Raw genomic sequence first — 14,961 nt, forward strand, 5'->3', positions numbered from 1 at the left:
TGGCAGGAATCAGGGGGTGGCGAAGAGTTCGCTGAAGGCGCGGGCGCGCTTGGCCACCTCGGCAGCGGAGGAGGCGGAGAACAGCGCGTGAATCACCGCGACCAGGCTGGCGCCGCGGGCGATCAGCTCGGGCGCGTTCTCCAGGGTCACGCCGCCGATGGCGACGATGGGCTGGCTGAAGCGTGCGTGGGCCTGCTCCAGCAGCTCGAGCGTCGCAGCCGGCGCCCCCGGCTTGGTGTTGGACTGGAAGAAGCGGCCGAAGGCAATGTAGCTGGCGCCTTCCCGGACCGCCTGTTCCGCCAGCTCCAGTTGCGCGTGGCAGGTGGCGCCGACGATCGCCTGGCGACCAAGCAATGCGCGGGCGGCGGACAGCGATCCGTCGGTCTGGCCGAGGTGCACGCCGACGCCGAGGCGGGCCGCCAGTTCGGCATCGTCGTTGATGATCAGGGTGGCGCCATAACGCTCGCAGAGAGCGCGTAGCGCTTCGGCTTCACGCAGGCGACGGGCGTCGTCATCGGATTTGTCGCGGTATTGCAGCAGGCGTGCGCCGCCGTCCAGCGCTGCTTCCACGTAGGGCAGCAGCTTGCCGTCGGCCAGCAACTGGCTGTCGGTGATGGCGTAGAGACCGCGCAATTTCATGAGCAGAAATCCAGGGGCAGGCGGCGGGGCACGTATTGGCCGCGGCCCGGTGCTTCGGCGTCGCGCAGGCAGCGCCAGGTGTAGTCCAGGGCCGAGCGCACCGCGCTGACCAGCTCCTCACCCAGGGCCAGGCGGCCGGACAGGGCGCTGGCCAGGGTGCAGCCGGAGCCGTGGTAGCTGCCGGGCAGGCGCTGGCAGGTGAAGGTTTCGCGCAAGCCATCGCGCCCGTACAGGCGGTTGTGCACTTCCTGTTCGTCGCCATGGCCACCGGTGATCAGCAGGTACTCGGCGAATGGCAGCAGCTTTTCCGCGCACTGGTCCGCCGTACCCTCCGGGAGTTCGGCGAGAATGCGGGCTTCCGGCAGGTTCGGCGTGGCGATCCGGGCGATGGGCAGCAGCCGCTCGCGCATGGCGTAGCCGACGTCGTCCTTGCCCAGGGCGCCGCCGCCGCCGGCGCGCAGCACCGGGTCGCAGACCAGCGGCACGCCGGGCAGGGCCTGCATGATCTCCACCACGGTATCGACCATTTCCACCGAGCCGAGCATGCCCAGCTTGACCGCGGCGACTGGCAGGTCGGCGATCACGGCGCGGGCCTGGGCCAGTACCCAGTCGCGGTCGAGGACGCGGAAGTCGGAAACGTTGACGGTGTCCTGCACGGTCAGTGCGGTGACCGCCGGGGCGGCGTGGCAGCCTTGGGCGAGCAGGGCTTCGATGTCCGCCTGCAGACCGGCGCCACCACTGGGGTCGTGGCCGGAGAGACAGAGGACGACGGGACGGGAGGGTGAGGTAGTCATGGGGGGCGAGCTTACCACTAATCAGCCGATGCAGGACCGTGGCGGATGAGCGCGGCGCCTTCAGTGCGGGTGTGAGAGAGGGCGCAGATGGAAGTCTAAGTAACGCTCGCTTCCGTTGTGTCACCGATCCCAGCTGTTTCGCTGCTGTGCTAGAGTGAGCGGCATTCGTACAACCAGGCTCTGCGTGGCTCGTCAGCAGGAGGGAGTGGGGCTCTCCGACGAGGCGCGACAGTCCTCCTGTGGGGCTCCATGCGGCATTTCCTTTTCCTTCTATTCGGCTTGCTGCCACTGCTGGCCGGTGCCGTCGAATTCGATGAAAACACCCGTAGCCTGCCGTTGGGGCAGGTCATGGAAGTATTCGAGGACGTGCGCGGCGGTGCCGGCATCGACGAGATCGCGTCGCCGGCGCTGGAGTCCAGTTTCCGTCGCCATGACCAGCCGGTGCTCAATGCCGGCTATTCGCGTTCGGTCTTCTGGCTGCGCATCGATCTCGACTATCGTCCGCTGAGCCTCGGCGGCCAGCGCACCTGGCTGCTGGAACTGGCCTACCCGCCGCTGGACCACCTCGACCTCTACCTGCCGGACGGCCAGGGCGGATACCGCCTGGCCCAGCGCACCGGCGACGCCTTGCCGTTCTCCAGCCGGCAGATCAAGCAGAACAATTACCTGTTCGAACTCAACCTTCAGCCGAACCAGCCGCAGCGCCTCTACCTGCGCGTGGAAAGCCAGGGCTCGATCCAGGCGCCGCTGACCCTGTGGGCCCCGGATGCCTACCTGGAAGACCAGCCCGGACGCATCTATGTGCTCGGTATCATCTATGGCGTGTTGCTGGTGATGCTGGTCTACAACCTGTTCATCTTTCTCAGCGTCCGCGATACCAGTTACCTCTACTACATCCTCTATATCGCCTCGTTCGGTCTCTATCAGGTCTCGGTGAACGGCGCCGGCATCCAGTATTTCTGGCCGGACAACCCCTGGTGGGCCAACGCCGCCACGCCTTTCCTGATCGGCTCGGCGGCGCTGTTCGGTTGCCAGTTCGCCCGCAGTTTCCTGCATACCGGCGAGCACAGCCCCTGGGTCGACCGCGTCCTGCTGCTGATGATGGCGTTCGGTGCCGCGGTGATGGTGTTGGCGCTCACCGTCAGCTACGCCGTGGCCCTGCGGCTCGCCACCTACCTGGCACTGCTGTTCACCGTGGTGATTTTCAGCGCCGGGATCATCGCCTGGCTGCGCGGCCTGCGGGTGGCGCGCTACTTCATCTTCGCCTGGACTGCCTTCCTGCTGGGCGGCGTGGTCAACACGCTGATGGTGCTGGGCTACCTGCCGAACATGTTCCTCACCATGTACGCCAGCCAGATCGGCTCGGCGCTGGAGGTGGGGCTGCTGTCCCTCGCGCTAGCCGACCGGATCAACGCCATGAAAGAGGAGCGTGCGCGTATCCTCGAGGAGTCCGGCCGCAAGCTGGAGGCGCTGAACCGGGAGCTGGCCGACAGCAACCGCCTGAAGGACGAGTTCCTCGCCACCGTCACCCACGAATTGCGCACCCCCATGAACGGTGTGATCGGTTCGCTCGAACTGATGCAGACCGTGAACATGGATATCGAGCTGGCGCAGTACCAGCGCACCGCGGCCAGCTCGGCACGCGACATGATGCGCATGGTCAACGACATCCTGGCGCTGACCGAACTGCAGGCCGGCAAGCTCTATCCGCGCCGCGAGCCGTTCAGCCTGCGTTCGCTGTTCGACGGTCTGCGCGCCCAGTTCGCGCCACGAGCCGGAGAGAAGGGGCTGAGCTTTACCCTGGACCTGGACGAGACGCTGCCCGACATCGTCCAGGGCGATGCCGGCAAGCTGGCGCAGAGCCTCGGTTACCTGCTCGATAACGCTCTCAAGTTCACCAGTCACGGCGGTGTGACCCTGCGGATAGGGCGTGGCGACGCCTCGACGAGCGAGACGCTGGCGCTGCAGATCGAAGTGATCGACAGCGGTATCGGCTTCAATACCCCGACGGATGGATCGCTGTACCAGCAGTTCCGCCAGTTGGATGCTTCCTTGACCCGCGAATACGGCGGGCTCGGCATCGGTCTGGCGCTGTGCCGGCAACTGGTGGAGCTGCTCGGCGGCAGCCTCAGCCATTCATCCCGGGCCGGGCAGGGCAGCCGCTTCCGCCTGAGCCTGGTGCTTGGTCTGCCGCCGCTGAACGGCCCGCAGTTACCGCCGCCTCCCCGTCGCGCCGGCGGCCAGGCGCTGCGCCGGCCCGAGCAGTGCACCGTGCTGGTGGTGGAGGACAACGCGATCAACCAACTGGTGACTCGCGGCATGCTGCTCAAGCTCGGCTACCGCGTACGCACCGCCGACAACGGCGCCGAGGCCCTGGAGTTGTTGCGCTTCGAGCCGGTGGATGCGGTGCTGCTGGACTGCCAGATGCCAATCATGGACGGGTTCGCGACCTGCCGTGCGCTGCGCCTGCTGCCAGAGTGCCAGGACCTGCCTGTGCTGGCGATCACCGCCCATAGCCACAGCGGCGACCGGGAGCGCTGCCTGGCTGCCGGGATGAGCGACTACCTGGCCAAGCCGGTGAAGTTCGAGGCCCTGCAAATGCTGCTGCACGATTGGGTGCTGTGTACGCCAGCCCGCTACTAAGCGCTTAAGCGCTAGTAGCTTCGCCTGAGCCTCGGCTCAGGCGATTTCCTGGAGTGACTGTGGCGGTTTTGCCGTATGCACGGATTTTTTGGCCGAAATCCCGCTTTTTCCAAGCTCTGAAGCGTGATTCACTGAAGTCATTCAGTGAATTCGGATTCAGAGTATGGTCTATCGCATCACCGCCGCCCGACTCGACCGCGACCAGGCCCTGCGCGAGCGCATCCTCGAGTGCGCACTGGCACGGGTCGCCGAAGGGGGATTCGCCGCCCTCACCATGCAGGGGCTTGCCGAAGACGTGGGTATCGCCACCGGCAGCCTGTATCGTCATTTCCGCAACAAGGGCGAACTCGCCGCGGAAGTCTTCGCCCGTGCCAGCCAGCGCGAGGTGGATGCGCTAAGCGCCGTGCTGCGCGGGCCGGGAACCCCGGAGGCGCGCCTTGCCGCGGGGCTCCGACAGTTCGCCGCGCGTGCCTGGCACAGTCGTCGCCTGGCCTTCGCCCTGATCGCCGAACCGGTCGATCCAGAGGTCGACGAGCAGCGTTTGCTCTACCGCGAAGCCTATGCCGAGCTGTTCGGCGACTTGCTGGAAGAGGGCGTGCGCAGCGGTGCATTCCAGGCTCCGCTGCTCGGCGTGAGTTCGGCCTGTCTGGTCGGCGCCATCGCCGAAGCCCTGGTCGGCCCGCTTTCGCCCCCGGCCCGTGCGGCCCGCGAAGAGGGCCACTCCCAACCCGACCTGGCCGCTGTCAGCCAGGCCCTGGTCACTTTCTGCCTGCGCGCCCTGGGCGCGCGTCTGCCTGAGGACCCGACGCCATGAACCTGCACCAGTACGCCGAAACCCATGACGTGTTCAATCAGGTCCCGCCGCTGGAAGGGACAAACCTGTACCGTGTGGACCTGCCTCTGCAGGAGTGGGTACGGCGCTTCCATGGCGGATGGGCGGAGGAGCGGCTCGATACCTACGGGGCGCTGGCCGGCGGACCGCTGATGGCCGCCGGCTTCCTGGCCAACGAGCACAAGCCGGAATTCAAGAGTCACGACCGCTACGGCCATCGCCAGGACCTGGTGGAATTCCATCCGGCCTATCACGAGCTGATGCGCACGGCCATCGAACACGGCATTCCCTCGCTGCCCTGGACCGACCCGCGCGCCGGTGCCCACGTGGCGCGTGCCGGGTTGTCCTACCTGCACACCCAGGCCGAGGCCGGCACGGGCTGTCCGCTGACCATGACCTTCGCCAGCGTGCCGGCGCTCAAGTTGCAGCCGGACATCGCCGAGCAATGGGTGCCGAAGATCGTCGCGACTCAGTACGACCCGCGTAACGTGCCGATGGCGCAGAAGGCCGGCGTCACCATCGGCATGGCCATGACCGAGAAGCAGGGCGGCACCGATGTGCGGGCCAATACCACCAAGGCCTATCCGGTCGGCATTCCCGGGCCAGGCCAGGCCTACGAGCTGGTCGGCCACAAGTGGTTCTGTTCGGCGCCGATGTGCGATGCCTTCCTCACCCTGGCCTACAGCGAGAAGGGTCTGAGCTGCTTCCTGCTGCCGCGCCATCGTCCGGACGGGACGCGCAACCAGTTTTACGTGCAGCGCCTGAAGAACAAGCTGGGCAACTGGTCCAACGCCTCCAGCGAAGTGGAATACCGCGGCGCGCTGGCCTGGATGATTGGCGAGGAAGGGCGCGGCGTGCCGACCATCATCGAGATGGTGGCGCTGACCCGCTTCGACTGCATGATCGGTTCCAGTGCGCTGATGCGTCAGGCTCTGACCCAGGCCGCTCATCACTGTGCCTACCGTCAGGTCGGTGGCCGGGTGCTGGCCGAGCAGCCGCTGATGCAGAACGTGCTCGCCGACCTCGCACTGGAGAGTGAAGCCGCCCTGGCGCTGACGATGCGCATGGGCCGCGCGCTCGACCATGCCCATGACGAGCAGGAAGAGAAGTTCGCCCGTCTGGTCACCGCCATCGGCAAGTATTGGATCTGCAAGCGTGCCCCGGCGATGATCAACGAGGCCTCGGAGTGCCTGGGCGGCGCCGGCTACGTGGAGGAGACCGTCCTGCCACGGCTGTACCGCGAAGCGCCGGTCAACTCGATCTGGGAGGGTTCGGGCAACGTCCAGTGCCTGGATGTGCTGCGTGCGCTGTCGAAGGAGCCGGGTGTGCTCGATGCCTTGTTCGCCGAGCTCGGCGACGGTCACGGCGATGCCCGGCTGAAGGCGCACATCGCTCAATTGCAGACGGCGTTCCGCGACACCGACGACATCCAGTACCGCGCGCGCCAGCTCACCGAAGACGTCGCCATCGCGCTACAGGCCAAGCTGCTGCTGGAGGCCGGCAACGCCACGGTATCCGATGCCTTCCTCGCCAGCCGTCTGGGCCAGGGCGGCCGGGTCTACGGCACCCTGCCGCGGGGCATCGATGTGGAAGCGCTGGTGGCCCGCAGTACGCCGCATCCCATGTGACGGACGGCCTTGGCGCTTGACCTCGGGGCCGCCCCCAGCCTGCAGCATGGGGCTCCTTCACTCAGGAGCCCCGTCATGACCCGTCATCAAGCCTTCCGTCACGAGCGCCTGCTTGCCGCACTCTGGCGCGAGCGGGGCGATCCCGCCGCCGAGCTTCGCCACTTGGAGCGCGCCCATATCCTCAGCCAGCCGAGCTTTATCGATCATTCTCTCAGCCATGTCTGGTTGTTCGCCTGGGCCTGGCGGCAGCGGGATTTCAGGGAGATGGCCGCGCAGTTGTTGCGCCTGCCCGGCAGCCTGGGCTCGCTGGCCGGGTCTATCCCTTGGGCAATCCCGGGACACGGCGGGTGGGGCCGCTGGTGCCGCAGCCGGTACCCGAGGATTTGCGGGCGTTCCTGGCGCGCGGTTGAGCCGCTGGGGGCAAGGCAGTTTGCCGGTAGGTCTTTTCCGTGGAAGCAGGCAAGATAGGCCTGTGCGACCAGACAGGAAAACCTCGCCGTGAACATCGACTCGGACGCTTTCATCGTCGCCCACACCCCCGAAGAGGCCGTGGATCGGCTGGCCGCGCTGCACCGGCGCGCGACCTCGGCGCTGACCCAGGCGCTCAAGCGCTACCTGAAGGAGCGCATCGAGCCGGACGCCGCGCAGCGCGCCCTGTTCCGTTATCCGCAACTGCGTCTGACCTACCTGTGCCAGGGCGAAGTGCCGTCCACCGTGCGTGCCTACGCCAAGGTGCAGGTGCCGGGCACCTACAGCAGCACCGTGACCCAGCCGGAAGCGTTTCGCAATTACCTGCTCGAGCAGTTGCGCCCCTTGATGAGCGACTTCACCGTGCAGGTCGAAGTCGGCGTGAGCGAACAGAACATTCCCTATCCCTACGTGGTGGAGCACGGCGACGAGCTGGCGGCATCCGGTGTGACCGCCGCCGAGCTGGCGCGGGTGTTCCCCAGCACCGACCTGTCGGCCGCCTCGGACGGCATCGCCGATGGCCTGTACGACTGGCAGACCGCCGATCCGCTGCCCCTGGCGCTGTTCGACGCGGCGCGGGTGGATTTCTCCCTGCGCCGCCTGGTGCACTACACCGGCAGCGACTGGTGCCACATGCAACCGTGGATTCTGCTGACCAACTATCACCGCTACGTCGACCAATTCATCCTCCACGGCCTGAGTCGGTTGCGTGAGGATTCGCGCTTCGTGCGCATGGTGCTGCCGGGCAACGTGGTAATCGAGCGCGGCATGGAAGAGGGCGAGGCCCAGGCCATCATCGGCGGGGTGCTCTGGCATCGCTATCAGATGCCGGCCTACCACCTGGTTGCCGAGGATGGCCATGGCATCACCCTGGTGAACATCGGGGTCGGCCCGTCCAACGCGAAGAACATCACCGATCACCTCGCCGTGCTGCGCCCGCATTGCTGGCTGATGATCGGCCACTGCGGCGGCCTGCGGCAGTCGCAGACCATCGGCGACTACGTGCTGGCCCACGCCTACATGCGGCGCGACGGCATCCTCGATCGCGTACTGCCGCCGAACATCCCGCTGCCGGCCCTGGCCGAAGTGCAGTTGGCGCTGCAGGAGGCGGCGGCGCAAGTCACCGGCGAGCGGGGCGAGGCGCTGAAGAAACGCCTGCGCACCGGCACCGTGCTGACCTACGACGACCGCAACTGGGAACTGCGCTGGGCGCAGGAGCGGCCGCTGATCAACCTCTCCCGCGCGGTGGCGGTGGACATGGAGAGCGGCACCATCGCCGCCCAGGGTTATCGCCTGCGGGTGCCCTACGGCACGCTGCTGTGCGTATCCGACAAGCCGCTGCACAGCGAGATCAAGCTGCCCGGCGCCGCCAATGCCTTCTACGAGCGTGCCGTCACCCAGCATCTGCGCATCGGCATCGCGGCCCTCGATTTGTTGCGCAGCCAGCTCAACTCCCTGCACTCGCGCAAGCTGCGTAGTTTCGACGAGCCGCCGTTCCGCTAAGAACCTGTTTACGATCTGCTGCGCGTCGGCCCTGCTGCGTTAAAAACCGACTCGGACTGCTCATTTACAGCTCGTAAAGTCGAATGCGACCCCAGCGCGTCCTCGTCGGTTTTTGCCTTGCATGGCTCTAGCTCGCGAGATCGTAAACAGGTTCTAAGTCGTTTAGCTGGCGCGCCGGCTGACGGCTGCGCCGGCGGCCAGCGGCGGGACCTGCCAATGCTCACCGGGCGCCGGGGCGCGGAAGCGTTCCGGCGCTACCTGGCGTTCGGTGAGCGCCTTGGCCAGGTCGCGTAGCGGGGCGAACTGGCCTTCGTCGCTGAGGCGGAAAGTGCCGAAGTGAATCGCCATGCTGCTCTGCGACTCCAGCGTCAGGTGTGCCTGGACCGCATCGTCGGGGTTCATGTGGTTGTCGCGCATGAACCAGCGCGGCGCATAGGCACCGATTGGCAGGGCAGCGAAGCGCAGCGGGCCGAAGCGCTCGCGGATCAGCCCGAATTCCGGACCCAGGCCGCTGTCGCCGGGAAACAGCACCGGACCTTCCGCCGATGCCAGGACGAAGCCCATCCACAGGGTCCGATTAGTGTCGCGACGGGCGCGGGCGGACCAGTGCTGAGCCGGCACGCCGTGCAGGATCAGGTGCTCGTTGAGCGGCAGGCTTTGCCACCAGTCGATTTCGTTCACCCCGGACCAGCCGGCGGCCTCGATCAGCGCGCCATTGCCCAGTCCGGTGATCACCCGCGCCTTGGGAAAACGCCGGGCCAGTTCGCGGAGGCTGTAGAGGTCGAGGTGGTCGTAATGGTTGTGGCTGACCAGGATGACATCGATTGGCGGCAATTCGTCGAGGCTCAAGCCCGGCGGATGATGTCGGCGCGGGCCGAGGAACGAGAAGGGGCTGGCCCGCTGCGACCAGAGCGGATCGGTGAGGATATTCAGGCCGTGCTGCTGGATCAGGATCGTCGCATGGTTGATATAGGTCACCCGCAAATCGTTGCCCTCGACCCGCTGCGGTATCGCCGGCGGGCTGGCCGGGCCTGGCTGGTCGATCCACGCCGGTTGCGGCTCGTGGTTGAGCTGCCACTTGAGGAAGCTGGCGAAGCTCTTGTGTGGGGTCGGGCGCAGGTTGCGGAAGCGCTTCCCATCGAAATGATCGGAAGGCGGTCCCTGGTAACCATCGCCAGCGTGGCCGAGAAGGCTTTGCAGGCTGACCAGCCAGAGGGGGCGGCGTGATGACATGCGTGGTTCGCTCTTGCGATTCGACGAGCAGTCAACCTAGCATGCCCGTCCCGCCTCCCGTCCGGCCAAGTCGTTTCCAGTCATGTCGCGTCCTTCCCGCCCTGCTTCCCGTCCCGCTCCGCGCCGCCTTCCCGGCAAACCGGCGGCACCGCGCCGGGTGGCCAAGGCGCCGCCTGCCGAACCGCGGCTGATCCTGTTCAACAAGCCGTTCGACGTTCTCACCCAATTCAGCGACGACCAGGGGCGGGCGACTCTCAAGGACTTCGTCCCGATCCCCAGCATCTACCCGGCGGGGCGGCTCGACCGCGACAGCGAGGGTCTGCTGCTGCTCACCAATGACGGCCGGCTGCAGGCGCGCATTGCCGATCCCCGGCACAAGCTGGCGAAGACCTACTGGGTGCAGGTGGAAGGCGAACCGAGCGATGAACAGTTGCAGCGGTTGCGCGACGGTGTGGAGCTGAACGACGGTCCGACGCTGCCGGCCGAGGCTCGTCGCCTGGAAGAGCCCGCGCTTTGGGAGCGCAATCCGCCGGTGCGTTTTCGCAAGAGCGTGCCCACCGCCTGGTTGGAGCTGGTGATTCGCGAGGGGCGCAACCGTCAGGTCCGGCGCATGACGGCCGCAGTCGGGCTACCGACGCTTCGGCTGGTGCGGGTAAGGATCGGTGACTGGACGCTGGACGGGCTGGCGCCCGGTGAGTGGCGGGAGGTGGCGCCGCACTAGATCTGTTCTAGCGCGGCGACCGGATCAGTAAAACGACTTGATCAGATTGATGCCCTTGACGAGCACTTCACGCCAGGCATCACGGGTTTCCGCGTCGCACTCCGGATCGTGCCGGCCGATGGCGCCGAGCAGCGAATCCAGCCAGAGGTCGTAGAGTTCGGGGCGGATGTCCATGCGTTCCCGTGAATGGGATTCGCCCAGGGCGCGCAGTTTGCTGTCCGGCATGCCGCGGGCATAGAGCACCAGATTGAGAATGCCCTGGCGCAGCAGGAGTTTCTGCTGCGACATATCCGTGTTGGCGAATTTCTCGCGAACCTGGGGCGAACTGGCGAGAAAGATTTCATAGAAGGTATCGAAGAATGCAGGGCTGGCACAGCAGCGGCCATAGCTCTGCATTACACGATCGGCGGGTTTCATCGAAAATATCCTTATCTCAGTGAGGAGCGAGGCCGCGCGCCATCTGTGTAGCGCTTCCCGGGGCCATACGGGGGATCGACGATCCGCGTTCGAGAGCTTTCGAGGAAAAGCCTCAATGCGGTCGTTTCAAATGCTGGTGTCTGGGCAAAATCATTCGTCCGGCAAACGGCAATCCATCGGGAAGCGCCTGGTCGACGGGCGCATCTGGCGACGGACCGTGTCGGTCGAATGTGAAAAGCTCTTATTGGGAACCGCTACAAGACTCGCATGTAGCGGTTGGGCGGTTCATGGACCGCGTGGACGTGAACAGGTTCGCTCAGACGCCTTCCAGGCTACCGATAACCAGCGACTTGATCACAAAACCCAGCACACCCAGGCCGAGGGCGAGGAACAGGATCATGGTGCCGAAGCGGCCGGCCTTGGACTTCTTGGCCAGGTCCCAGACGATGAACGCCATGAAGCCGACCAGCGCGCTGACCAGGCCAATCATCATCCATTCTTCGAACAACTCGGGATCCATCGCTTACCTCCTCGGCATGCCTTGACGGGGTGGGATTCTTTCGGGGGCACGTACGGATGCGACAACAGAACCAGGGTATCGGCTTCTGTCGCCGGGCATCGTGCGGAGCCTCGCCGGGGTACGGCGAGGGCGGCGGCGAGTATACGCGATTGCGGTCCGGTGTCGCAGCGGGAGGGGACGAGCGTCCGCCCCCGCTCAGTTGCGCAGATGCTGCAATGGCAGTTCGGTGCTGCTCAGTACCTGATTCAGGACGAAGCTCGAGCGCACGCTGGTGACCCCTTCGATGCGGGTGAGCTGGCCGAGCAGGAACTGCTGGTAATGATCCATGTCCGGCACCACCACCTTGAGCTGGTAGTCCGCTTCCATCCCGGTGACCAGGCTGCATTCCAGCACTTCCGGGCATTGCCGGATGGCCGCTTCGAACCGCTCGAAGCGCTCCGGCGTATGCCGGTCCATGCCGATCAGCACGTAGGCGGTGAGGGTCAGACCGAGCTTCTTGCGGTCCAGCAAGGCCACCTGGCGCACGATATAGCCGTCATCTTCCAGTTGCTTCACCCGTCGCGAGCAGGGCGAGGGCGACAGCCCGATGCGCTCGGCCAGTTCCTGGTTGGAGATACGGGCGTCGTGCTGCAGCTCGGCGAGGATGCGCAGGTCGTAACGGTCGAGTTTGTTCATTTTTATGGGTTCACTGTGGTGAATTGCGAAATTTGAATGCTAAAGAGCTATTTATTGCGCAAGTAATCCATGGATAAGCAATTTTCGCAATCCTCTGTCGCAGGCGAGGGCGTAAGCTTTCTCTCAGTTTCACGGCCCGGACCACGCGTCCATCCGACCCGCCCAATCAGGTGCGTCGGCGCCGCCGATCCCACCGGGTCGCAGCGGCCACCGGGTCCGCACCGTCCAACCAGACGGGCGACGAAAGCGGCGACACGATTGCCCGCGCAGGACTTGTCCCCAGGGAGGCCTCGGCCTCCCTTTTTCTTTTCCGCCGCCTTTAGGGCACCTCTAAAAACTACCTGCGTTGTCATCACTGCGTTAAAAACAAGCTCGAATGCGAGCCCAGTCAAAATGCTCATTTACAACCCGTAAACTGCGCTTTTTCGCTTGTTTTTGTGGGGCCGCCGAGGCCTTGTGCTGACTGCCTCGTCTACGTTTTTAGAGGTGCCCTTTACCCAGTCTTTACGCTGCGCTGACACGCTTTTGCGTGGGCTCGCTGTCTGATGCCTCGTCAACCAAGAACCGCAACGGGAGGTACCTGTGGAAAAGCGCATGGGGATTGTGGAGGTTTTCGCCTTGTTGTTGCTGGGGCTGTCGCCGCTGGTGGTCGCAAAACCGCCGCAGTCGATGGTTCCGGAAATCGAAGTGGTCGAGCGGATCGATCCGCAGGTTGCGAGGACATTGCTGGCGGAGCGGCCGCAGAGCCCGAAAACGAAGATCGGGGCTTGATCACGGCCGGTCGTGGCGCACCACTTCGCTCGGGTCCGCATGCACCAGTACCTCGGCCCGGGGGTAGACGGCATGGATAGCCGCCTCCACCTGGTCGCACAGGCAATGAGCCTGGGATAGCGACAGCTCGCCGGGCAGCTCCAGGTGGAGCTGAACGAACCAATGCGTGCCGGATATGCGCGTGCGCAGGTCATGCGCGCCGAGCACGCCGGGTACCTCGCAGGCCAGCCGATGCATGTCCGCGCTGACGTCCGGCGGCAGCTCCGTATCCATCAGCACCGCGCCCGCTTCGCGGGCGATGCTGCCGGCGCTCCACAGGATGTAGAAGGCAATACCGATGCCGAACAGCGCGTCGAGCCGCTCCCAGCCATAACTGGCCAGGATCAGGGCGAGCAGGATGCTGCTGTTGAGCAGCAGGTCCGAGCGGTAGTGCAGCGAATCGGCGCGGATCGCGGTGGAGCCGGTGACCTTGATCACATGGTGCTGGTACGCCAGCAGGGCGGCGGTCAGCACCAGCGACAGGGCCATCACCCCGATACCCAGTGCCTGTGCGCCCAGCGGCTCCGGATGGAGCAGGCGATTCACACCTTGCGCGCCGACCAGAAGGGCGCTGATCCCGATGAACAGCGACTGGCCCAGTCCGGCCAGGGCTTCGGCCTTGCCGTGGCCGTAGCGGTGGTCGTCGTCGGCCGGGCGCAGTGAATAGTGCACCGCCAGCAGATTGAGCAGCGAGGCCGCGCTGTCCAGCAACGAGTCGGTCAGGCCGGCGAGCAGGCTCACCGAACCGCTTAGCCACCAGGCCACGGCCTTGGCGGCTACCAGGCAGAGCGCCACGGTCAGGGCCGCGCGGGTAGCCAGGCGCAGCAGGTTGGCGTGTGGGTGGCTCAGGCTCATAGATCGTCCGGCAGGAAGTAGAGGTAGTCCAGCACTGGCGCCGGCTGGCCCATGGCAGTGAGGGCGGCGCTCATCTGGCCACGGTGATGCGTGCCATGGTTGACCAGGTGCAGGACGATATCGGCCAGCGGCTTGCGAAAGGGCTCGCCACGCATGTTGCGGTAGTCCAGGTGGGCGGCGAGGCTGACGTCGTCATGCTGATCGAGGAACTGCAGCCAGGCCTGCACGCCTTCGGCTAGGTAGTCGGCCAGCTCGGTGCGACTGGCCGCCGCTTCCGCGTCCAGTCGGGCGAAGGGCGCCGGTTCGCCACATACCCGGGCGAGCCAGATACGGTCGGCTACGGCAAGGTGGTTGAGGGTGCCATGAAGGCTGCCGAAGAACAGTCCGCATGGGGCCTTCCAGGCATCCTCGCCGAGCGGCTCCACGGCCGCCAGCAGGCGTCGATAAGCCCAGCCGTGGTAGGTCAGCATGCGTTCGAGGTGAGTGATCAGGGTTCCGTTCCGTCGGGTCGTCATCGGGGCTCCTGGGATGCGGCGTTGGTGCCGCCGCATCCCTAAGGGGCACCTCTAAAAACTACCTGCGTTGTCATCACTGCGTTAAAAACAAGCTCGGATGCGAGTCCAGTCAAAATGCTCATTTACAGCCCGTAAACTGCGCTTTTTCGCTTGTTTTTGCCTTGTGCTGACTGCCTCGTCTACGTTTTTAGAGGTGCCCTAAGGGCAGGCTCAGGCGGCTGGGCGCAGGCCGTAGGCGGCCAGTTGCTGCAGGCTGCCACTGTGCTGGATCAGGCGCGGGTCGTCCAGCGGCAGGCTGTGGCCGGTTTCCCGCTCGATGATCGCCTTGAGCTTGGCGCGGTCGATCTGGCCGTCGCTGCCGATGGCGTCCTTGAGGGTTTCCGGGGCTACCGAGTACTGGTTGTCGGGCAGGTAGATGGCGCCGGTGGCGAAGTCGATGCCGAAGGCGATCAGGCCCGGGATCACATAGAAGAGAATGCCGACGGCATCCAGTGCGGCCACCACCGGGTCGATCTTGCCTTCGATCTGGCCCCGGCGATCGGGAAAGAACAGCGTGCCGCAAGCGGACAACTGGCTGAACAGGGCGGCGATGAGGACCCCGCCGATGACACGGGAATGCGTGCGCATAAGCACCTCCTGATTGAAAATCGCCACTATACCAAGGCGTCCATTGCAATACCGCTTCGCTGTGGCGTCCTTCATATGACC

General features: G+C 65.5%; 15 protein-coding genes and 1 pseudogene. 7 read left to right on the forward strand and 9 right to left on the reverse strand.

Annotation, left to right across the window (positions count from 1 at the left end; translation table 11 throughout):
• Positions 1 to 9: 9 nt before the first annotated feature.
• Together thiE and PIN01S_RS17390 are read right to left on the reverse strand one after the other, a co-directional pair.
• On the reverse strand, positions 10 to 639 hold the full coding sequence (thiE, locus tag PIN01S_RS17385; RefSeq protein WP_084337258.1) for a thiamine phosphate synthase: 630 nt from the start codon (positions 637 to 639) through the stop codon (positions 10 to 12).
• Positions 636 to 1,433, reverse strand: a complete 798-nt coding sequence (locus tag PIN01S_RS17390; RefSeq protein ID WP_084337260.1) for a hydroxymethylpyrimidine/phosphomethylpyrimidine kinase — start codon at positions 1,431 to 1,433, stop codon at positions 636 to 638. The genes thiE and PIN01S_RS17390 overlap by 4 nt, the downstream gene beginning before the upstream one ends.
• 249 nt (positions 1,434 to 1,682) lie before the next feature.
• Here PIN01S_RS17390 and PIN01S_RS17395 point away from each other — a divergent pair, with 249 nt between their 5' ends.
• The 5 genes and pseudogenes from PIN01S_RS17395 to amn all read left to right on the forward strand — a co-directional run bounded on the left by PIN01S_RS17395 (position 1,683) and on the right by amn (position 8,507).
• Positions 1,683 to 4,076 (forward strand): hybrid sensor histidine kinase/response regulator, encoded by a 2,394-nt coding sequence (locus PIN01S_RS17395; RefSeq protein ID WP_084337262.1) that lies wholly within the window; start codon positions 1,683 to 1,685, stop codon positions 4,074 to 4,076.
• 163 nt (positions 4,077 to 4,239) lie between these two features.
• Entirely contained in the window at positions 4,240 to 4,890 is a 651-nt protein-coding gene (locus PIN01S_RS17400) for a TetR/AcrR family transcriptional regulator (RefSeq protein ID WP_084337264.1), read from the forward strand.
• Complete coding sequence (locus PIN01S_RS17405) at positions 4,887 to 6,536, forward strand: acyl-CoA dehydrogenase family protein (RefSeq protein WP_084337266.1); 1,650 nt, start codon at positions 4,887 to 4,889, stop codon at positions 6,534 to 6,536. Before PIN01S_RS17400 ends, PIN01S_RS17405 begins: the two co-directional genes overlap by 4 nt.
• 75 nt (positions 6,537 to 6,611) lie before the next feature.
• The gene (locus tag PIN01S_RS17410) at positions 6,612 to 7,004 is read left to right on the forward strand and encodes a DUF3703 domain-containing protein (RefSeq protein ID WP_084337268.1); all 393 of its coding nucleotides are present in this window, start codon (positions 6,612 to 6,614) and stop codon (positions 7,002 to 7,004) included.
• Positions 7,005 to 7,008: 4 nt separating this feature from the next.
• Positions 7,009 to 8,507: pseudogene (gene amn / locus PIN01S_RS17415) on the forward strand (AMP nucleosidase).
• A 162-nt stretch (positions 8,508 to 8,669) separates the two neighbouring features.
• Here amn and PIN01S_RS17420 read toward each other — a convergent pair.
• Positions 8,670 to 9,740, reverse strand: coding sequence for an MBL fold metallo-hydrolase (locus PIN01S_RS17420; protein ID WP_084337272.1), 1,071 nt, complete (start codon positions 9,738 to 9,740; stop codon positions 8,670 to 8,672).
• 157 nt (positions 9,741 to 9,897) lie between these two features.
• Here PIN01S_RS17420 and PIN01S_RS17425 point away from each other — a divergent pair, with 157 nt between their 5' ends.
• Positions 9,898 to 10,461 (forward strand): pseudouridine synthase, encoded by a 564-nt coding sequence (locus tag PIN01S_RS17425; protein WP_169715843.1) that lies wholly within the window; start codon positions 9,898 to 9,900, stop codon positions 10,459 to 10,461.
• Between the two features lie 24 nt (positions 10,462 to 10,485).
• On the opposite strand, the gene PIN01S_RS17430 is transcribed toward PIN01S_RS17425, so the two are convergent.
• The 3 genes from PIN01S_RS17430 to PIN01S_RS17440 form a co-directional block, all read right to left on the reverse strand.
• Positions 10,486 to 10,878: a globin gene (locus PIN01S_RS17430; RefSeq protein WP_084337276.1), complete on the reverse strand. Its 393-nt coding sequence runs from the start codon at positions 10,876 to 10,878 to the stop codon at positions 10,486 to 10,488.
• A 316-nt stretch (positions 10,879 to 11,194) separates the two neighbouring features.
• The gene (locus tag PIN01S_RS17435; RefSeq protein ID WP_084337278.1) at positions 11,195 to 11,398 is read right to left on the reverse strand and encodes a DUF2788 domain-containing protein; all 204 of its coding nucleotides are present in this window, start codon (positions 11,396 to 11,398) and stop codon (positions 11,195 to 11,197) included.
• Between the two features lie 195 nt (positions 11,399 to 11,593).
• Positions 11,594 to 12,073 (reverse strand): Lrp/AsnC family transcriptional regulator, encoded by a 480-nt coding sequence (locus PIN01S_RS17440; RefSeq protein ID WP_084337280.1) that lies wholly within the window; start codon positions 12,071 to 12,073, stop codon positions 11,594 to 11,596.
• 582 nt (positions 12,074 to 12,655) lie between these two features.
• Here PIN01S_RS17440 and PIN01S_RS26445 point away from each other — a divergent pair.
• On the forward strand, positions 12,656 to 12,844 hold the full coding sequence (locus PIN01S_RS26445) for a hypothetical protein (RefSeq protein ID WP_139198563.1): 189 nt from the start codon (positions 12,656 to 12,658) through the stop codon (positions 12,842 to 12,844).
• Here the strand turns inward: PIN01S_RS26445 and PIN01S_RS17445 are convergent, their stop codons facing one another.
• The 3 genes from PIN01S_RS17445 to pmcY all read right to left on the reverse strand — a co-directional run bounded on the left by PIN01S_RS17445 (position 12,845) and on the right by pmcY (position 14,880).
• On the reverse strand, positions 12,845 to 13,738 hold the full coding sequence (locus PIN01S_RS17445) for a cation diffusion facilitator family transporter (protein WP_084337282.1): 894 nt from the start codon (positions 13,736 to 13,738) through the stop codon (positions 12,845 to 12,847).
• A complete protein-coding gene (locus PIN01S_RS17450) occupies positions 13,735 to 14,253 on the reverse strand; it encodes a DinB family protein (protein ID WP_084337284.1) in 519 nt (172 codons plus the stop codon). The genes PIN01S_RS17445 and PIN01S_RS17450 overlap by 4 nt, the downstream gene beginning before the upstream one ends.
• Positions 14,254 to 14,463: 210 nt before the next feature.
• The gene (gene pmcY / locus PIN01S_RS17455; protein WP_084337286.1) at positions 14,464 to 14,880 is read right to left on the reverse strand and encodes a periplasmic Zn2+ metallochaperone PmcY; all 417 of its coding nucleotides are present in this window, start codon (positions 14,878 to 14,880) and stop codon (positions 14,464 to 14,466) included.
• Positions 14,881 to 14,961: the final 81 nt, after the last annotated feature.

Source organism: Pseudomonas indica NBRC 103045, from assembly GCF_002091635.1.
Lineage (GTDB): Bacteria > Pseudomonadota > Gammaproteobacteria > Pseudomonadales > Pseudomonadaceae > Pseudomonas_M > Pseudomonas_M indica.